Below are 18,065 nucleotides of genomic sequence, written 5' to 3'. Positions count from 1 at the left end.
CTTCGGTGTGTGGATACACGCAACGCCATTGTGGCGGTACTCAAGGAAATCACGTCGGCTGATGTTTTGAAGGAGGTCAATGCGGCGCTGGATACATTGGAGGACGACGATGCTGTCGCTGCTGCGGTGGCTGCGTCGGAGGGGATCGCGCGGTTGGAGGCGGTCCGGTTCCGGGCGTTGGCGCAGCTGAGTCGTCACCGTGACGGCGCTGGCGGTGTGGTGCAGGAGGTCGCGCTGGGGTTGTCTGTTGTGGACGGTCATGCGGCTGGGCTGGTGTCGACGGCGGAGGCGTTGACCACGCGGCTTCCGTGCACGCTGGGGTTGCTGGATCGGGGCAAGGTGGGTGGTTACGGGGCGATGAAGGTCGCTGCCGCGACTGCGTGGTTGTCTGATGACGATGCGCGTGCGGTGGACGCGGTCTTGGAGGATCGGTTGCCGGGGCGGAATTCCGAGCAGGTTCGGAAGGCGGCGAATCATGCGGCGATGATGGCCGACCGCGAGGGCGCGGCCCGGCGTGCGGAGCGGCATCGTGCCGGGCGCCGGTTGTCGATCCGCCACGGCGAGACCGGGGTGGCGTCGATCGAGGTCGAGGACGGCCCGGTGGAGAAGGTCGCCGCCGCCTACACCCGGATCGACCGTGAAGCCCGCGCCCTCAAGACCGGCGGCGAGACTCGCACTCTGGATCAGCTCCGCGCGGACGTGGCCCTTGATCTGTTGCTGGGTGGGCAGGATGGGAGTGAACGGTCCGAGGTGTTCCTGTACATGGATTTGAACACCTATCTCGGGCTGAACGATGACCCCGCCGAACTCGCCGGGCACGGCCATATTCCGGCTGCCCTGGCCCGGCATATCGCGTCGGGGGCGGACACGGTGTTGCGGCGGATCGTCACCGACCCCCTCTCGGGGCAGGTGCTGGATCTGGGTCGTGACCGGTATCGGCCCACCGCGGGGTTGGGGGAGTTTGTGCGGGTGCGGGACCGGGAATGCCGAAGACCCGGCTGCCACCGGGTCGCCCAGGCCTGCGATCTCGACCATGCGGTGCCGTGGCAGCACGGCGGCCACACCAGCCATACCGAGCTGATCGATCTGTGCCGCCGGGACCACCGGTTGAAGGATGAACCTGGCTGGGTCTACCGGCTCGACGCCGACGGCACCCTCAGCATCACCACGCCGACTGGGCAGAGTTACGACAGCACACCGCCGCCACTGCACGAACCTCGCGCCGAGGAACCACCGTTCTGAACCATCACCGGAAAACGGCCACGGTTGCCCGGGGCTGGTGTCGTTGCCGGAATCCGGCCACGAAGCCAGGGACGGTGTGCCGGGCGCTAGCGCCTCGCGACTGCGATCCGGCTAACGTTCGCCACCACGAGTTGTGCAATCGACGCCGGTCTCGGGCCGTCGCCGAAAAACGGCCACGGTGCCGAGGTTTGGTTTCGTTACCGGAATTCGGCCACGAAGCCAGGGGCGGTGTGCCGGGCGCTGGCGTCTCGTGGCTGCGATCCGGCTGACGTTCGCCGCCCCGGGTTGTGCAATCGACGCCGGTCTCGGGCCGTCGCCGAAAACGGCCACGGTGGCGAGGTTTGGTGTCGTTGCCGGAATTCGGCCACGGAACCAGGCGCGGTGCACCCTGTGATGGCTTCTCGCGGCTTGTGGCTGCGCTCGTCATGCGACTCCCTAACCGAGCCTGTCGCCGGAAAACGGCCACGGCGCCCGGGGCCGAGTTGGTTGCCGAATCCGTTCACGGAACCAGAGACCGCGCACCACGTGATGGTGCCTCATGGCTTCGATCCGGCTAGCGTCCATCGCCCCGGGTTGGGCAATCGAGGCCGGTAGGCCCGGTGCCAAAATCCGACCACGGCGCCGAGGCCTGCGACCATTGCCAGAATCCGGCCACGAAGCCAGGGGACTATGTGCCGGGCGCTGGCGCCTCGTGGCTACGATCCGCCTAGCGTCCGCCACCTCAAGTTGCGCAATCGACGCAGGCCTCGGCCCGTCGCCGAAACCGACCACGCTGCTCAGGCTTGGGTTCGTTGCCAAAATTCGGCTACGGAGTCAGGAGCGGTGCGCCATGCGGCGGTGTCTCGCTTTTCGTGGCTACGCCCCGACGCCGGCCCCCACCGTCGCCGGAAAACGGCCACGGAGACCGTGCACCACTCGAGTCCCGCCACCACACCGCCCATTACCGAAATCCGATGACAGCTGATCCCACGGACAGACCTCCGTACGGATAACTGCGACGACATTCCTCGCCATGGCACCCGCGACCGTCGCCAAGATTCGGCAACGCCCACACCGCCGAGCCCGGATCCCACCGCAACCATCCGCCGACCCAGCCGAGAAAGCACCCCTACCGCACAACAGAATCCCGCACAGACACCTCGCCGATCTCCAGCGCAGAGTCACGCGAAGGCTCCCGCACCACCAAAGTCGCCACGAAGGTCAGCGCGATACAACCGGTGACCCACCAGAAGAACACGCTCTCGTGCCCCGCCTGCTTCAAGGCCAGCGCGATCGGCTCAGAGAGCCCGCCGAAAACCGCGGTCGCCAGGGCGTGCGGCAAGCCGACGCCGAGAGCGCGGACGTTGGTGGGGAACATCTCCGCCTTGATGATGGCCGACAAGGCGGTGTAGCCGCTGAGGAAGATCATGGCGGTGATCATGAGCAGGAACGCCACCCACGGGTTCCCCGTCCTGCCCACGAGCGTCATGATCGGCACAGTCAGCAGCATGCCGCCGACGGAGAAGCCGAACATGACCGGGCGCCGCCCCCAGCGGTCGGAAAGGGCGCCGGCGACGGGCTGCATGAAGATGAACAGGAACAGGGCGGCGAAACCGATGAGCGAAGCGGTCGGCTTCGGGATCCCCGCCGTGTTCACCATGTACTTCTGCAGGTAGCTGGTGAAGGTGTAGAACGCCACCGTGCCGCCGATGGCGAGCCCGAGAACGGCGAGAACCTGGCGACGGTGCTCGCGCAGCAGGACCCGCAGGCCGCCGCGAGAAGGCGAGCCGGAAGAGCGCTGGAAGTGCTCCGATTCCACCATGCTGCGGCGGAGGTACATCACCACGAGGCCGGCGACGGCGCCGAGCACGAACGGGACCCGCCAGCCCCACGCGTACATCTGCGCTTCGGTGAGCAGCGACTGCATCACGATCATCACCAGCAGGGCCGAAAGCTGCCCGACGGTGATCGAGACGTACTGAAAGCTCGAGTAGAAGCCACGCCGCCGGGGGGTGGCAATCTCGGACAGGTAGGTCGCGCTCGAACCGAACTCACCGCCCACCGAGAGACCTTGCGCGAGCCTGGCGACCACGAGGATCACGGGTGCGAGCAGGCCGATCGACGCGTAACCCGGGGTGAGGGCGATGGCCAGCGAGCCGAAGCTCATCAGCGTCACGGACAGGGTCAGCGCGGACCGGCGGCCGAACCTGTCGGCGTAGAGGCCCAGCAGCCAGCCACCGAGCGGGCGCATCAGGAAGCCGACGGCGAACACGACGGCGGTCGAAAGCAATTGCGCCGTCAGGTTTCCCTCGGGGAAGAAGCTGGCCGCGAAATAGATGCTGAACGAGGCGTAGACGAACCAGTCGTACCACTCGACCAGGTTGCCGAGGCAGCCGCGGACCACGTTCGCGACGACGCCGGGTGTCTTGTGCGGCAAGGGAAGCTCCTTCGCTCCGGGAACGCCGACCATCATGAGCTGTGATCCCTGCGGTTGAGAAATAGAAATCCGCGATGGGCACATACCCGGTCGGCATGGTCTACCCGAGGAAGTCGTTCACCAGCTCGCTCGATTCGGGACGGCACTCGTCGAAGTAGGCATGGCGCGCCCCGGCGAAGAGATGCATTCGTGCGTCGGGAATCCGCTCCGTCAGCAGCGGCGCGTTCGCCACGGGTGCGAGAAGATCGTCGTCACCGTGCAAGACCAGCGTGGGCGCGGTGATCTCCGGAAGCACGTCCCACGCGTCGTGGGTGTTGCTCGCGACGAGGTGTCCGCGCACCGCGTGCGGCGGCATGCCGTGCGCGCCCAGCACCCGGTACGGACCGGGATTGGCCGCTCGCCAGGCGGGCGTGTACATCAGGTCCTCCAGCGTCTCCCGTGCTTCCGCGGACGACCGCCGCGCCAGGGCCAGCCGCACGTCGTTCGACCGCTCGACACCGTGCGTGCCACCCGGCGAGGTACAGCCGAGCACGAGCCGCCGCACCCGATCGGGATACCGCGCGGCGACCCACTGCGCGACGCGGCCACCCATCGAGGTGCCGTAGACATCGGCCTCGCCGACCCCGAGTTCGTCGAGGACCGCGATCACGTCGTCCGCGAAACCCGGTGTGGAGTAAGCGGAATCGGGCGCGTCACTCGCACCCGTACCGCGGTAGTCCATGGTGATCGTGCTCGGGAAGTCCCCGCGCGTGCGATCCCACCAGGTGTGGTCGTTCGCCTGCCCGGCCAGCAGTACGAGCGGCCTGCCCGTGCCGTGCCACTGGTAGGCCAGCCGGGCACCGTCGGCGGCGACGGCGTTGCCGGTGAGCGTGCTCATTCTTCTCCTGTTCGGTCTTCCCAGAGCCGTGCCGAGGGCCATTCGCCCTCCCGCACGGTCCGGTGGATCTGCCGGACCAGTGCCCGCGCGACGGCGTCGACGGCGGGCGTGACGCGTCCCGTCCTGGGCGTGCCGAGGACGACGGTGCGCCAGACCTCCGGTTCGCACACCGGAGCCGCGCTCAGCGTGCCGTCCGCGACGTCCGCGGCGATGCCGATGCCGGGAAGGATCGTCCAGCCGTGCCCGCCGAGCACGAGGCGTTTCTGCAGGGTCATGGCGTTGGTCTGCACGGCGACCTCCGCCTCGGAGCCCGCTTCCCGGGCCGCGCCGTCGATGAGGGTGCGCAGCGCGTGCCCCTCGGAGGGCATGACCAGCGGATGCGCGGCCACCTCGGCGAACGGGACGGGTCGCGCGGGATCGAGCCCGGCCGACGGGGGAGCGACCGCCCACAGTCGTTCACGGACCAGCGGACGGACGTTGAGCGACGGGGTGCTGGTCAGGTTGTAGAGCAGGCTCAGGTCGACGTCGCCGTCGTCGATCCACCGCTGGAGATGTCCGGAGTACGCGGTGAGCAGCCGCAGTTCGATCCCTGGATGCTCGCGGAGCACTTCCGTGGTCAGCGGCGCGGCGAGCCGTTCGGCGGCGCTCTCCAGCAGGCCGACCGTGACGATGCCGGTGACCACACCGGGTTTCGGGGCCAGCTCGGCGCGGGCGCGGTCGAGTTCGGTGAGCGCCCGCCGGGCACGCTCGACGAGCGTCGCGCCCGCCTCGGTCGGGCGCATCCCGTGGCGGGTCCGCTCGAACAACGGCACCCCGAGCTCCTGCTCCAGGGTGCGGATCTGCCGGGTGACGGCGGGCTGGACCAGGTGCAGCAGCTCGGCCGCGCGGGTCACGCTGCCGACCTCGGCGACCGTCACCAACGCCTTGAGCTGCTTGAAGTCCACCGTCGCCCCTGCTCATCGCGGTCCGGTATGCGGGCATCATGATTCGGTATTTCACATACCGTCTCATCATCGCTCATGATAACCACATGACCGAGGAAGAGACCGAGATCGTCGCGCTCGTGGCCGCGTTCGTGGATCGTGAGGTCCGGCCCGTCGCGCGGGAGCTCGACCACACGGACACCTATCCCGAGAAGCTCGTCGACCAGATGAAGGCGATGGGTGTCTTCGGGCTGGCCGTGCCCGAGCCTTGGGGCGAGACCCAGGTCTCCGCGGAGTGCTACGCGTTGGTGACGGAGGAGCTCGCACGCGGCTGGATGAGCCTCGCCGGCGCGATGGGCGGCCATACCGTCGTAGCGAAACTCCTTGCCACATATGGCACTCAGGAGCAGAAGGACACCTACCTGCCGAAGCTGGCCACAGGCGAGATCCGCGCGACGATGGCGCTCACCGAACCCGGTGGCGGCTCGGATCTGCAGGCACTCCGCACTACGGCGCGACGCGAGGGCGACGAGTACGTGGTCGACGGCAGCAAGACGTGGATCACCAACGCGCGCCGGTCCCAGCTGGTCGCGTTGCTGTGCAAGACCGACCCCACCGCCGAACCCGCGCACAAGGGCATCTCCATCCTGCTGGTGGAGAAGGGGCCGGGTTTCGAGGTCTCACGGGATCTGCCCAAGCTCGGTTACAAGGGGGTCGAGAGCTGCGAGCTCTCCTTCGACGGCTTCCGCGCGCCGGTCACGGCACTGCTCGGCGGAGTGGAGGGCCGCGGATTCGCCCAGATGATGCGGGGCCTGGAGATCGGCCGGATCCAGGTCGCTTGCCGGGCACTCGGCGTCGGGCGGGCGGCGCTGGAGGATTCCCTGCGCTACGCCCAGGAACGCGAGAGCTTCGGCAAGCCGATCTGGCAGCACCAGTCGATCGGCAACCATCTCGCGGACATGGCGACCAAACTCGAGGCCGCCCGCCAGCTGGTGCACCACGCGGCGCGACGGTACGACTCGGGCGAACGCGCGGACATGGAGGCGGGGATGGCGAAACTGTTCGCCTCCGAGGCCGCGATGGAGATCGCGCTCGACGCGGTCCGCATCCACGGCGGCTACGGCTACTCGACCGAGTTCGACGTCGAGCGGTACTTCCGTGACGCGCCACTGATGATCGTCGGCGAGGGCACCAACGAGATCCAGCGCGGCGTGATCGCGCGTCAGCTGATCGAACGGCACCGCATCCCGTCCTGAACACCGAGGAAGGCAGCATGCGCCCACCACTCGAGGGAATCACCGTCGTCGCGCTGGAACAGGCCGTCGCCGCTCCGTTCGCCTCGCGTCAGCTCGCCGATCTCGGTGCCCGCGTCATCAAGATCGAACGCCGCGGAGCGGGCGACTTCGCCCGCGACTACGACCGCACGGTGCACGGGCAGTCGAGCTACTTCGTCTGGCTCAACCGGGGCAAGGAAAGCGTCGAACTCGACATCAAGGATCCGGCGGACCGGGCGCTGCTCGGCGCGATGATCGGCAAGGCCGACGTGTTCCTGCAGAACCTCGCGCCCGGCGCGGTGGAGCGGCTCGGTCTCGACACCGGGACGCTGCGCGCGGAACGTCCGGACCTGATCCACTGTTCGATCTCCGGCTACGGTCCGGAAGGTCCATATCGGACGAAGAAGGCCTACGATCTGCTGGTGCAGTGCGAAACCGGGCTCGTGATGTCCACCGGCACCCCGGAGACACCGGCCAAGGCGGGGATCTCGATCGCCGACATCGCCACCGGGATGTACGCCTACAGCGGCGTCCTCACCGCGCTGTACGACCGTGAGCGCACCGGCGAGGGAGCGAGCCTGCACGTCGCGATGATCGACTCGCTCGGCGAATGGATGAGCCAGCCCGCCTATTTCTCCCGTTACGGCAAGGAACCGCCGCGGCGCAGGGCGGCGGCACATCCGTCGATCTCGCCCTACGGCCCGTACCGCACCGGGGACGACCGGGTCTTCCTGAGTGTCCAAAGTGAACGGGAGTGGATCGTGCTGTGCCGGGACGTGCTGGGACAGGAGACATTGATCGAAGATCCGCGCTTCGGGACCAACGACGACCGTGTCGCCAACGACGGCGAGCTCACCGCGATCCTGGAGGAGGCCTTCAGCGGCTTGACCGCGGACGAGGTCGGGGACCTGCTGGAGCGCGCCGGGATCGCCAACGCCCGGCTGCGGACGCCGGAGCAGTTCACCCGCCATCCGCAGCTGGCCGCGAGGAATCGGTGGCGCGAGGTGGAAACCCCCGCCGGGCCGCTGGAGGCGTTGCTCCCGCCGGTCGAGGTCGCCGGCCGGGAGCCGATCATGGGGCCGGTACCCGCGCTGGGGGCGCACAACGAGTCGATCCGGGCCGAGTTCGGTGCCCTTCAGGAGGTGCGAACGTGAAGGAAATCCTGCAGCCTGGTCCCGCGGAGGCGCTGGCTTCGCTGCTCGACGTCGAGCCGCCGGATCTGGACCGCGACGGCCTGCCCCTGCTCTGGCACTGGTTCTACCTGCTGGACCGGCCCGCGCAGGCCGATCTAGGGCCGGACGGACACCCGGTCCGTGGCATGGAGCCGGGACGCCGCCGGATGTGGGCGGGCGGACGGGTACGGTCACTCGGCCCGCTGCGGTGCGGGCTGCCCGCCGAGCGGCATACGGAAGTGCTTTCCACAGAGGAGAAACAGGGCCGCACCGGACGGCTGACCTTCGTCGTGACCGGGCACAGGATCGTCCAGGGCGGCGAGGTCGTGGTCGAGGAGGAGCAGGACATCGTCTACCGCGACGCCGCCGCCGGGCGGGCGGACGCCCCCGTCGAGGAGCTGGAGGTGCCGGCGGCCGAGGACGAATGGGAGATCGACGTCTCGCCGACGCTGTTGTTCCGCTTCTCGGCACTGACCTACAACGCCCACCGCATCCATTACGACCGCGACTACGCCCGCGACGTCGAGGGCTATCCGGGGCTGCTCACCCACGGCCCGTTGCAGGCGCTCGCGATGGCCGAGGCCGCGCGGCGGCGGGGGAGCAGCGGGAGGCTGGCCTTCGACTACCGGCTCATCGCGCCCTTGTTCGACCATCAGGGCATGATCGTGCGAGCGGACGGGACTGGCACCGCCGTGCGTGATCGCCACGGACGGCGGACGGCGACCGGAACGATGCGGAGCCTCGGCCGGTGAACGAACTCCTGACCGCCGCGAAGACCTTCCTGTTCGTGCCCGGACACCGGCCGGATCGCTTCGCCAAGGCCGCGGCCAGTGGGGCCGACGTCGTGATCCTCGACCTGGAGGACGCCGTCGCGCCCGATCGGAAGGAGGCCGCCCGCGAGCACGTCCGGGCGTGGCTGGCGGAAGGCCAGCAGGCGGTCGTCCGGATCAACGCCGCCGGAACCGCTTGGTACGACGACGATGTCGCGAGTGCCGGGCGCGCGCTCGCGGTGATGCTGCCCAAGGCCGAGAACCGTGCGGAGATCGATTCCCTCGCCGGGCGGCTGCCGGGTGTTCCGATCCTCCCGCTGGTGGAGACTGCGGCCGGGATCGCGGGCGCGGTGGAGGTCTGCGGTGCGGACGCGGTGGTGCGGCCCGCTTTCGGCAGCGTCGACCTGGCCGTACAGCTCGGGGTCGACCACCGGTCACACGAGGCGTTGCGGTACGCGCGGTCCGCGATCGTCGTCGCCGCGGCGGCCACGGGAAGGGCGGCCCCGATCGACGGTGTCACCACGGCACTCGACGACGACGCCGCGCTCGCCGCGGATGTGGAGCACGCCAAGACCCTCGGGTTCACCGGGAAACTTTGCGTGCATCCGCGCCAGGTCGCCGCCGCGAGCCGTGGGCTTTCCCCGTCGGACGGTGAGATCGAGTGGGCGCGGGACGTGATCGCGCGCGCCGGGGACGGCTCGGTGATCGTCGCCGGCGGCCAGATGGTCGACAAGCCGGTCGAAGCGCGGGCCAGGGCGATCCTGAAGCGCGCCGGTCACTGACGGGCCGCGATCCCGTCGTACATGACCCGCCGGACCGCCCGGCTCATCGCGGCCTGCCTCTCCGGTGACGGGTCGCGCAGTTCGGACAGGATCGACGCGAGGATCATCCCGTTGATCGCGCGGGCGGTGGAGTCGACGTCCAGATCCTCGTGCAGGTAACCGAGGCGGACGCCGTGATGCAGGTAGCCTGCGGTCAGTTCGGCGGCGGTCTCGTGGAAGTCCAGCACCCGTTCCCGCATCTCGGCGTCGATGCCCGCCGCTTCGAGCAGGAGGAACCGGGCCATCCGCGGGTCGCTGCCGAAGATCCGGGCGAGCGCGTCGCCGATCCGCGCGCTCTGCCTGCGGTACTCGGCGAGGCTGCTGACCGCGTCCGGCGCGTTGTCCGCGGCCAGCGCGCCGACCACCTTCTCGACCAGGTCCGTGATGACGTGGTCGACGATGTCCCGTTTGTTCTGGAAGTACCGGTAGAAGGTGCCGTGCCCGATGCCCAGCCGGGCGGCGATGTCGGCGATCCCCGTCGCGTGGTAGCCGCGTTCGGCGAAGCAGTCGAACGCGGTCTCCACGATCTCGCGCCGTAGTTCCTGCTTCTTCCGTGCGGCCCTGCTGACCGGGGTCTCCGTCGTCATCCCGCCAGCTTATTGCCCGGCGCGTTCAAATGACATACCGTTCCGGAAATGACACGTCATTCCGCGAGGGCGCTGGTGCTCGGCTGCGGCGGGACCCTGGGGTTCGCCTGGACCGCCGCGGTCCTCGACGCGCTCGGCTGGGATCCCCGCGAGGCGGACGTCCTGGTCGGGACCTCGGCGGGGGCCGAGGCGGTGGCCATGCTCGGTGCGGGCATCCCGGCGAAGGCGATCCTCGACGCGGTGGCGGGCGCGCCCGGCGGTGACGCCGTCGTCGCCGCGCACGTCCGGCGGATGCCGGGCAGGCTCCCGCCGGTGCCGTTTCCGCGCTGGCCCGCGGCCGGATTGGTCCGGGCCGCGCTGCGCCGGGAGGTCGACCCGCTCGCCGGTCTCGCGGGCCTTCTGCCCCAGGGCAGGGGAGACGCGAGCTGGCTGCGCGAGCTCGGTGACGCGCTGGCGCCCGACGGCTGGGTCCCGCATCCAGCGACCTGGCTGATGGCCGCGGATCCGACGGGGAAGCGGATCGCGCTCGGCTCCCCGGGAGCGCCGCCCGCGCGCCTCGGCGAGGCGATCGCCGCGTCCTGGGCCATCCCTGGCTGGTTCCCTCCGTCCGTTGTGGACGGACGTCCGCTGGTCGATGGCGGCACGGTCTCCCCGACGTCGGCGGATTTCCTGCTCGGCCACGACATCGGCGAGGTCGTGCTCATCGCGCCGATGAGCAGTGAGGGCGGAGCACCGGCCCGCGGCGCGGCCCGGCTGGAACGCCTGCTGCGGGCGTCGATGACCAGGCGTGTCGACGACGAGGTGCGGCGGCTGCGCGCGGCAGGCGTCCGGGTGGTCCGGATCGAACCGGCGCCGGCGGATCTCGCCGCCATGGGCGCCAACTTCATGGACGGACGGCGGCGCGAGCACGTGCTCGCCACGGCGTTGAGGACGGCGCCGGGCCTGGTCGCCGACGCCTTCGCACGAGAGGGAGTGCGTGCATGAGCAAGTACCCGGATCTCGACCTCGACGGCGCGCACGTGGCGATCACCGGTGCGGGGCAGGGGATCGGCCGCGCGACCGCGGAACGCATGGCCGCGCTCGGTGCGCGCGTGTCCATCGGCGATCTCGACCTCGAAGCCGCGAAACGGACCGTCGCCGACGTCGGTGGCACCGCGCATCCCCTGGACGTCGCCGATCCGGCGTCGTTCGCCGCCTTCCTCGGTGACGCCGAACAGGCGAACGGGCCGCTCGCGGTACTCGTCAACAACGCCGGGATCATGCCGAACGGCGGCTTCCTCGACCTCTCCGACGAGCTGAACCGGGCGACCATGGAGGTCAACGTCTTCGGCGTCGTCCACGGTATGCGGCTGGCCCTGCCCGGCATGCTGGAGCGGGGTCGCGGCCATATCGTCAACGTCGCGTCGCTGGCCGGGAAGTTCCCGGTGAAGGGGCTGGCGATCTACAACGCCAGCAAGTTCGCCGTCGTCGGGCTGACCGCGGCGACCAGGCTGGAGTACGCGCCCCACGGCGTGAGCGTCTCCGCCGTGCTGCCGTCGGCGGTCGACACCGCGCTGGCCTCGGGGCTCGACATGCGGCCGATCCCGAAGGTGAAACCGGGCCGGATCGCCGACGCCGTCGTGGCTTCCGTCCGCACGCGTGCGGCCGAGATCGCCGTGCCCGGCTATGTCGGCGCGCTCGCCACCCTCGCCACGGTGACACCCGAACCGGCGCTCGCCGCGTTCCGGCGGCTGGTCCGCGACGACCGCGCGCTGCGGCCCGATCCACCGGAGCGGGCCGGCTATCGCGCCCGCCTCCACCAGGACACCCACCGGGAGGAAAACGCATGAACGCGCAGTACGACGCCGTCGTCGTCGGGGCCGGTTTCGGCGGGATGGGCGCGGCGATCCAGCTCAACCGGCTCGGCTACGACAACCTGCTCATCCTCGAACGTGAGTCCGACCTCGGCGGCACCTGGCATGTGAACCGCTATCCCGGGCTGGCCGTCGACATCCCGTCGGCCACCTACTCGTACTCGTTCGAGCCGAATCCGCATTGGTCGCGGCTCTTCGCGCCGGGCGCGGAGCTCAAGCGGTACGCAGAACACGTCGCGGACAAGTACCGGCTGAGGCGCTACATGCGGTTCGGCTCGGTGGTCACCGGCGCGGTGTGGGACGAGGCGAACGCGCACTGGACGGTCTCGCTCGCCGAGGGCGGGCCGGTCACCGCCAAGTACCTCCTCACCGCGACGGGTTTCCTTTCCCAGCCGAAGAAGCCCGACATCGCCGGGATCGACACGTTCGGCGGCAAGGTCATCCACACCACCGCCTGGGACGACGAGTACGACCTCGCGGGCAAGCGGGTCGCGGTGATCGGTACCGGCGCGACCGCGGTCCAGCTGATCCCCGAGATCGCGAAGGTCGCGCGAGAGCTCACCGTGTACCAGCGGACGCCGATCTGGGTGAGCCCCAAACTGGACTTCCCGGTGCCCAAGGCGGTCCGGCGCGCGTTCGCAGCGGTCCCGCTCACCCAGCGGGCCGCCCGGCTGACCGGGACCGCGCTGCTCGAACTGATGATGGTCTCCGGTGTCCTGCACTACAAGCAGCTGCCGATGGCGAACCGGCTCGGCAAGCTGTGGTGCCAGGCGCATCTGCGCCGTCAGGTGCGGGATCCGCGGCTGCGCGCGGAACTGACGCCGCGCTATTCGTTCGGCTGCAAGCGCCCGACGTTCTCCAACGAGTACTACCCCGCCTTCACCAAGGACCACGTGCACCTGGAGACGACCTCGATCGCGAAGATCGACGAAACCGGGATCGAGACCGCCGACGGCCGTCGGCGGGAGATCGACGTCCTGGTGCTGGCGACCGGATTCGACCTGTGGGAGGCGAATTTCCCGGCGATCGAGATCATCGGCCGCGACGGCCGGAACCTCGGGAAGTGGTGGCGGGAGAACCGTTTCCAGGCCTACGAGGGGGTCGCGATCCCGAAGTTCCCCAACTTCATCTCGCTCAACAGCCCGTATTCCTACTCGGGACTGTCCTATTTCACCACCATCGAGACGCAGATGCGGCATATGGACCGGCTTTTCGGCGCCATGCGGCGGCGCGGCGCGACCGAGTTCGAAGTCACGCAGGAGGCGAACGACGCGTTCCTCGACCGGATGACCGAACGCCTCGGCGACTCCATCTTCACCCTCGGGAACTGTGCCCCGGCGAACAGCTACTACTTCAACCCGCACGGGGAGGCGACGTTGCTCCGGCCGTCTTCCACGTTGAACGCCATCAAGGAGGCACAGAGCTTCCCCATCGAGGACTACACGTTCGCCTAGCGGGCGAGGGTGCCGGAACCCCGCGCGGTCCCGGCACCCCTTGACGCTTACTGCTTGCGAAGCCGCATCGTGACGGCAGCGCCCGCGGCGGCGAGGAAGACCGCGCCGAGCGCGTACGGCCACCACGGAACCTCGGTGTCGCCCACCGGGGCGGAACCGTAACCACCGGCGGCGCCGGTGCGGTCGTAGGTCGAGCCGGGCAGCTTGTCGCCGTAGCGGCTCTGCAGGGCTTCGCGGTACGCGGCGAGCGTCATCGTCTCGCCGGTCTTCGCCACCGACGAGCCGTCGAGGACGGTCACGGTGTCCCCGTCGACGGCGTACCAGGCGCCCGCCTGAGGTTCGCTCAGGAGGTAGCCCTTGCCGACCCGCGCCGCGAGGCGCTTTTCGACGTCACCCGAGGCGACGTTGTAGACCGACCAGCCCGAGCCTTCGCGCTGCGACCACACGGTGGCGGCGTCGCCGTTGCCCAGGGTGGCGGGCGTGGCGACGTAGGCGAGCTCGGCCGGAACCGAGGAAGTGCCGGCGATGAAGGCGGCGGTCGGCTGGTACACCGCCACCGGTGACCGCGGATCGGCCTTGGCGGTCCTGGCCGCGATCGCCGTGTCCGCCTTGGCGGCGCCCGGGAACTGCGCTTTGGCGAGCCGCTGGGTGGTCGCGTCACTGGTGACCACTGTGGACACCGCGGCGAGGTCGGCGGCGGTGGGCGCGCCGCTGGGGCCGTCGGCGGCGGAGGCCTGGCCGCCGAGTGCCAGTGACAGTCCGAGAGCGAGGATCGTGGCGCCGAGGAAGGTTCGCTTCATGGTTTCAGTCCTTGATCCCGTAGACGGTGTGGGTCCAGGTGAACGAGTTGTTGGACCGGTAGGCGTTGTAGCTCATCTGGTTGTAGCGGGGGCTCGAGCCCCACGGGTCGCCGTAGTACACCGTCGTCGCGCCGTTCGTGTTGTCGTAGCCGTAGAGCACGTGCATGTGGCCGCCACCGTTACGCCAGCCGATCCGGGTGCCGATCGGCTGCCGCGCGTCGACCTGGCCCTTGATGGAGGCGAAGCTCAGCGTCTGGCCGGACGAGCTGTAGGTGCCGACGTTGCTGAACCCCAGCCAGCGGAACACCCGCTGCTGATCGCTCAGGTAGCCCTGGTTGTTCGCGCAGTCCGTTCCGGACTCGTTGTGCGCGATCTGGCAGAACTTCGTCTGGGTGAGGGAATGCCCCCACCACGCGGCGATCGTGTTGCCACTGGCGTCCCAGCACCAGTTGCTCTTCTCCTGTGCCTGCATCCTGATCGGGATCGTGGTGGCCGCCGTGATGGCGGGTGCCGCGGTGGCGGGCGCCTGCAGGGCGACCAGCGCGGCGACACCGGCGCAGGCCGTGGCCAGCCCGCGCCTGAACGAGGTTTTCACCGTCGGAACACTCCTAACTGGATGATCGAACGCGAAGCACGCGCGGGCGGCTACCCGTAAGGGATCAGGTGGGGACTCCGGCTACCCGAACGGGTGGCCGACCGGCGCGAGCAGGGGGTCTGCGCTGTGACGAAGTGACAGAGGGGCACTGCGAACAGTCTGAGATTCACCCTCCGGTGGTCTCGTGGCAAGGTTCGCGGCAATACCTAAGGGTCCGTATTGCCGATGCGAGGGTCGGTGTCACCGCAGGTCGGCGTCGACCGTTCGAGTTAACGGCGCGGTGAGGTCGTGACTCCGCTGGTGTGGACCAGCGGAAAGCGCGCGGCTCTTGGTCACTGTTCGTGTTCCCGCCTTTCGGCGGGTGTCCTCTCGGTATGGTCCCGGGCATGCCGACGATCGGTACGGCACCGGTGTTCGTGGCCCGCGACGCCGAATTGGCCGAACTGGTGCGCGTCGCCACGCGCCCGCCGTCGGTCGCCGTCGTCGAGGGCGAGCCGGGGGTGGGCCGGAGCCGGCTGCTCGAAGAACTGGCCGCCCATCCCGGGATCGCGTCGCGCGTGGTCTGGTCCGCCCGGTGCGGTTCGTTCGCGCGGCCGTGCCGGCTGGCGCCGTTGGTCGACGCGCTGCTCGCCAGGAGCGCGATGGCCGCCGCCCACGCGGCGGGCTTCTCACCGGTGACCGGGGTCCTCCGGCGGCTGATCCCCGAATGGTCCCCGTGGCTGCCGCCGTTCCCGGAGAACGCGGACGCCGAGACCGTCCGGCAGCAGGAGTTCCGAGCCGTGCGCGAAGTGCTGACCGGCTGCGGCCCGGCGGTACTGGTGCTCGACGACGTCCATTGCGCGGACGACGACACGAGGGAGTTCGTGCGCGGGCTCGCGGCGTCCCCGGCCGCGGGGCTGAGCGTGGTGGTGAGCACGGCGGCGTGCGGGCCGCGGCGATTCCCGGCGCTGCGCGAGACCGCCGCGCAACTCTCGCTCCCGGCGTTCACCGCCGCCCAGGTGCGGACGCTGCTGGACGCGTCCTTCGGCCGCTGCGCACCGGATGTCGCCGAAGCGGCGCACCGGCGGACGTCCGGGATCGCCGTCGACCTGACGGCGTTGGTCCAGAGCGTCGGTGACACGGCCGAATCCCTTTCGGCGGACAAGCTGGCCTCGGCGACGGTGCCGCCTACCGTGCGGAGCCGGGTTTCCGAGCTGATGGCGGCGATCGGCCCGGCCGCACAGGACGTCATCCGCGCGGCGGCGGTACTGGTATCGCCCGCTGGGGAACAGGATCTGGGCGCGGTCGCCGGCGCGTCAGCGGAGGTCGCCGGTGCGGTCACCGAAGCGGTGGACGCGGGGCTGCTGCGGGATCTCGGCCGCGGCCGCTACGTCTCGGGGAGTCCGCTGATCGCCGAAGCGGTCTACGCGTTGTTGGCCGGACCTCAGCGGTGCGCGATGCACGGACGAGCCGCCGCCCGCCTCGCCGCGAGCGCGGAACCTTTCGCGTCCCTCATCGCCCGTCACGCACGGCTGGCAGGCGACATCGCCGCGTGGACACAGTGGACCGGCGTCGCGGTCGACAACGCCATCGAAGACGGCCGCACCGAGGAAGCGAGCCGCCTGCTCGAAGCGGCCTTACGGGACTCGGATCTCCCGCGGACCGCGCGCGAATCGTTCGCCGTCCGGCTCGGCAGGGAACTGCCGCGCAGTATCGCGCACGCCGGCACGGTCCGGCTGCTGCGCGAGATCCTGCGCGAATGGCCGCTGAGCAAGGCCGCGCGGGGCGAGATCCGCGTCCACCTCGGGCAGGTGCTGATCAACCAGGTCGGCAAGGTCGAGGCGGGCAGGCTCGAGATCGAACTGGGCGCGGCCGATCTCGGCAGGCGGCAGGCGCTGCTCGCCAGAGGGCTGGTCACCCTGGCGCTGCCGCATATCGGCACCGTCCCGGTGGAGGAGAACCTCCGCTGGCTCGCCGAGGCCGAACAGGTCAGCAAGGGGGAGCACGACGCCGGATTGCTCGCCGCGATCACCGCGAACCGGCTTTCGGCGCGTATGCAGATCGCCGATCCGGCCGCCTGGCAGGAGATCGCGGATCTGCCGAGGGCACCGGAGTCGGCGGAGGTCTGCCGCCAGGTGGCCCGCACCTACATCAACCTGGCCGACGCGGTGGCGTGGAACGGGCACTACCCGGTGGCGCGGGCTTACCTCACGACGGCGCGGCGGCTGATCCGCGACGACCATCAGCCTTATCTCGACGCGCTCGCCGACGGCACGGAACTGCGCCTGGATCTCGCGATGGGGGAGTGGGCGAGTGTCGCGGAGAAGGCGCGCGCGATGCTGACGCGGGTCGACAAGGACGGTTCGCTGGCGGCCGAGCCGTTGCTCGTGCTCGGCTGGTACGAGTACGGGCAGCACCGGCCGACGGCGGCCCTGCGCAGTTTCGACGCGGCGTTCGCGCTTTCCGCGGGCAGTGTCCCGGTGCAGGCTTCGGCGTACGCGGGCCGCGTCGCGGTCCACCAGGCGGGCAAGGATCTGCAAGCGGCCCGGCGTCTGGCCGAGTTCGGCCTGGAGACCGTGCGCCGCAAGAACAACTGGGTCTGGGCGGCCGAGCTGATGCCGTTCGCCGTGCGCACGATGCTCGGGCTCGGGCAGCACGTCGAGGCGCGGGAGCTGCTCGCCGAGTACCGGCAGGGCATCGACGGCAAGGACGCCCCGGTCGCGAACGCGTCGGCGCTGCTGTGCCGGGGCATGCTCACCCAGGCGCGCGGCGAAACGCTTCCCGCCGCGGAGCTGCTGCTCGGAGCCGCGCAGGCCTACAGCGCGCTACCGCTCCCGTATTTCGCCGCCTACGCCGACGAACTCGCGGCCGGTTGCTTCTCCGAAGCCGGAGCGCAGGAGCGCGCCGTGGCTTCCTTCACCACCGCGGAGGCGACGTATGCGGGTCTCGGCGCCGCTGTGGACGCGCTTCGCTGCCGCCGGTCGCTGCGGCGATGCGATCCGGAGATGCCCCGACGTGGCCGCAAGGGCTACGGCGAAGCGTTGTCGCCGAGAGAGCTCGAAGTCGCCAGGCTCGCGGCCCAGAACCTCACGAACCGGGAGATCGGCGAGCGGCTGTTCCTGTCGCCGAGGACGGTCGAAATCCACGTCGGACGGGCGCTCCGGAAATTGGGGCTGCCTTCACGCACCGTCCTGACCGCCGACCTGCTCGGCGACATTACCTAAGGGCACGTATTCGTCGGTTCGCTGGGTAAGGCTTAAGAAACCGCTGGTCAGGAGTGGTTTCTTTAAATAGTGGGGCGA

At 69.8% G+C, this 18,065-nt stretch carries 15 protein-coding genes; 9 read left to right on the top strand and 6 right to left on the bottom strand.

The window, feature by feature from the left end; genetic code table 11:
* Positions 1-9: 9 nt before the first annotated feature.
* Positions 10-1,242 carry an HNH endonuclease signature motif containing protein gene (locus ACZ1DY_RS26290; protein ID WP_465481201.1) on the top strand — a complete coding sequence of 411 codons (1,233 nt, stop codon included), beginning with the start codon at positions 10-12 and terminating at the stop codon, positions 1,240-1,242.
* Positions 1,243-2,350: 1,108 nt separating this feature from the next.
* Here ACZ1DY_RS26290 and ACZ1DY_RS26285 read toward each other — a convergent pair.
* From ACZ1DY_RS26285 to ACZ1DY_RS26275, 3 genes are all read right to left on the bottom strand, one after another.
* Positions 2,351-3,694 carry an MFS transporter gene (locus ACZ1DY_RS26285; RefSeq protein ID WP_465481200.1) on the bottom strand — a complete coding sequence of 448 codons (1,344 nt, stop codon included), beginning with the start codon at positions 3,692-3,694 and terminating at the stop codon, positions 2,351-2,353.
* Between the two features lie 64 nt (positions 3,695-3,758).
* Positions 3,759-4,535 carry an alpha/beta fold hydrolase gene (locus ACZ1DY_RS26280; protein WP_257485975.1) on the bottom strand — a complete coding sequence of 259 codons (777 nt, stop codon included), beginning with the start codon at positions 4,533-4,535 and terminating at the stop codon, positions 3,759-3,761.
* A complete protein-coding gene (locus ACZ1DY_RS26275; RefSeq protein ID WP_465481199.1) occupies positions 4,532-5,479 on the bottom strand; it encodes a LysR family transcriptional regulator in 948 nt (315 codons plus the stop codon). Before ACZ1DY_RS26275 ends, ACZ1DY_RS26280 begins: the two co-directional genes overlap by 4 nt.
* Positions 5,480-5,565: 86 nt before the next feature.
* Here ACZ1DY_RS26275 and ACZ1DY_RS26270 point away from each other — a divergent pair, with 86 nt between their 5' ends.
* The 4 genes from ACZ1DY_RS26270 to ACZ1DY_RS26255 are packed head-to-tail and all read left to right on the top strand — an operon-like array spanning position 5,566 to position 9,456.
* Complete coding sequence (locus ACZ1DY_RS26270) at positions 5,566-6,714, top strand: acyl-CoA dehydrogenase family protein (RefSeq protein ID WP_465481198.1); 1,149 nt, start codon at positions 5,566-5,568, stop codon at positions 6,712-6,714.
* 17 nt (positions 6,715-6,731) lie between these two features.
* Positions 6,732-7,886 carry a CaiB/BaiF CoA transferase family protein gene (locus ACZ1DY_RS26265; protein WP_465481197.1) on the top strand — a complete coding sequence of 385 codons (1,155 nt, stop codon included), beginning with the start codon at positions 6,732-6,734 and terminating at the stop codon, positions 7,884-7,886.
* Positions 7,883-8,656, top strand: a complete 774-nt coding sequence (locus ACZ1DY_RS26260) for an HTD2 family dehydratase (protein WP_465481196.1) — start codon at positions 7,883-7,885, stop codon at positions 8,654-8,656. The genes ACZ1DY_RS26265 and ACZ1DY_RS26260 overlap by 4 nt, the downstream gene beginning before the upstream one ends.
* The gene (locus tag ACZ1DY_RS26255; RefSeq protein WP_465481195.1) at positions 8,653-9,456 is read left to right on the top strand and encodes an HpcH/HpaI aldolase/citrate lyase family protein; all 804 of its coding nucleotides are present in this window, start codon (positions 8,653-8,655) and stop codon (positions 9,454-9,456) included. The genes ACZ1DY_RS26260 and ACZ1DY_RS26255 overlap by 4 nt, the downstream gene beginning before the upstream one ends.
* Here ACZ1DY_RS26255 and ACZ1DY_RS26250 read toward each other — a convergent pair.
* Positions 9,450-10,082: a TetR/AcrR family transcriptional regulator gene (locus ACZ1DY_RS26250; protein WP_465481194.1), complete on the bottom strand. Its 633-nt coding sequence runs from the start codon at positions 10,080-10,082 to the stop codon at positions 9,450-9,452. The two genes, ACZ1DY_RS26255 and ACZ1DY_RS26250, sit on opposite strands and share 7 nt — an antisense overlap.
* 48 nt (positions 10,083-10,130) lie before the next feature.
* On the opposite strand from ACZ1DY_RS26250, the gene ACZ1DY_RS26245 reads away from it, so the two are divergent.
* Genes ACZ1DY_RS26245 through ACZ1DY_RS26235 form a run of 3 tightly spaced genes read left to right on the top strand, consistent with a single transcriptional unit; the run spans position 10,131 to position 13,389 of the window.
* Entirely contained in the window at positions 10,131-11,066 is a 936-nt protein-coding gene (locus ACZ1DY_RS26245; protein ID WP_465481193.1) for a patatin-like phospholipase family protein, read from the top strand.
* The gene (locus tag ACZ1DY_RS26240; protein ID WP_465481192.1) at positions 11,063-11,911 is read left to right on the top strand and encodes an SDR family oxidoreductase; all 849 of its coding nucleotides are present in this window, start codon (positions 11,063-11,065) and stop codon (positions 11,909-11,911) included. Before ACZ1DY_RS26245 ends, ACZ1DY_RS26240 begins: the two co-directional genes overlap by 4 nt.
* Positions 11,908-13,389, top strand: a complete 1,482-nt coding sequence (locus tag ACZ1DY_RS26235; protein ID WP_465481191.1) for a flavin-containing monooxygenase — start codon at positions 11,908-11,910, stop codon at positions 13,387-13,389. Before ACZ1DY_RS26240 ends, ACZ1DY_RS26235 begins: the two co-directional genes overlap by 4 nt.
* A gap of 47 nt (positions 13,390-13,436) precedes the next feature.
* Here the strand turns inward: ACZ1DY_RS26235 and ACZ1DY_RS26230 are convergent, their stop codons facing one another.
* Positions 13,437-14,189 carry a hypothetical protein gene (locus tag ACZ1DY_RS26230; protein ID WP_465481190.1) on the bottom strand — a complete coding sequence of 251 codons (753 nt, stop codon included), beginning with the start codon at positions 14,187-14,189 and terminating at the stop codon, positions 13,437-13,439.
* A 4-nt stretch (positions 14,190-14,193) separates the two neighbouring features.
* Positions 14,194-14,784, bottom strand: a complete 591-nt coding sequence (locus tag ACZ1DY_RS26225; protein ID WP_126734369.1) for a papain-like cysteine protease family protein — start codon at positions 14,782-14,784, stop codon at positions 14,194-14,196.
* Between the two features lie 386 nt (positions 14,785-15,170).
* Between ACZ1DY_RS26225 and ACZ1DY_RS26220 the strand changes: the two genes are divergently transcribed.
* The gene (locus ACZ1DY_RS26220) at positions 15,171-17,987 is read left to right on the top strand and encodes a LuxR C-terminal-related transcriptional regulator (protein WP_465481189.1); all 2,817 of its coding nucleotides are present in this window, start codon (positions 15,171-15,173) and stop codon (positions 17,985-17,987) included.
* Positions 17,988-18,065: the final 78 nt, after the last annotated feature.

It is taken from the genome of Amycolatopsis sp. PSD-21 (genome assembly GCF_055561455.1).
The sequence above is the reverse complement of the archived record's forward strand: the minus strand, read 5'-3'. Positions and strand labels throughout refer to the sequence as shown.

What these genes read in the sequence shown, in the direction of transcription:
- ACZ1DY_RS26285 (WP_465481200.1), bottom strand. Translation starts at nt 3,694, where the DNA reads ATGATGGTCGGCGTTCCCGGAGCGAAGGAGCTTCCCTTGCCGCACAAG.
- ACZ1DY_RS26280 (WP_257485975.1), bottom strand. Translation starts at nt 4,535, where the DNA reads ATGAGCACGCTCACCGGCAACGCCGTCGCCGCCGACGGTGCCCGGCTG.
- ACZ1DY_RS26270 (WP_465481198.1), top strand. Translation starts at nt 5,566, where the DNA reads ATGACCGAGGAAGAGACCGAGATCGTCGCGCTCGTGGCCGCGTTCGTG.
- ACZ1DY_RS26265 (WP_465481197.1), top strand. Translation starts at nt 6,732, where the DNA reads ATGCGCCCACCACTCGAGGGAATCACCGTCGTCGCGCTGGAACAGGCC.
- ACZ1DY_RS26250 (WP_465481194.1), bottom strand. Translation starts at nt 10,082, where the DNA reads ATGACGACGGAGACCCCGGTCAGCAGGGCCGCACGGAAGAAGCAGGAA.
- ACZ1DY_RS26245 (WP_465481193.1), top strand. Translation starts at nt 10,131, where the DNA reads ATGACACGTCATTCCGCGAGGGCGCTGGTGCTCGGCTGCGGCGGGACC.
- ACZ1DY_RS26240 (WP_465481192.1), top strand. Translation starts at nt 11,063, where the DNA reads ATGAGCAAGTACCCGGATCTCGACCTCGACGGCGCGCACGTGGCGATC.
- ACZ1DY_RS26235 (WP_465481191.1), top strand. Translation starts at nt 11,908, where the DNA reads ATGAACGCGCAGTACGACGCCGTCGTCGTCGGGGCCGGTTTCGGCGGG.
- ACZ1DY_RS26230 (WP_465481190.1), bottom strand. Translation starts at nt 14,189, where the DNA reads ATGAAGCGAACCTTCCTCGGCGCCACGATCCTCGCTCTCGGACTGTCA.
- ACZ1DY_RS26220 (WP_465481189.1), top strand. Translation starts at nt 15,171, where the DNA reads ATGCCGACGATCGGTACGGCACCGGTGTTCGTGGCCCGCGACGCCGAA.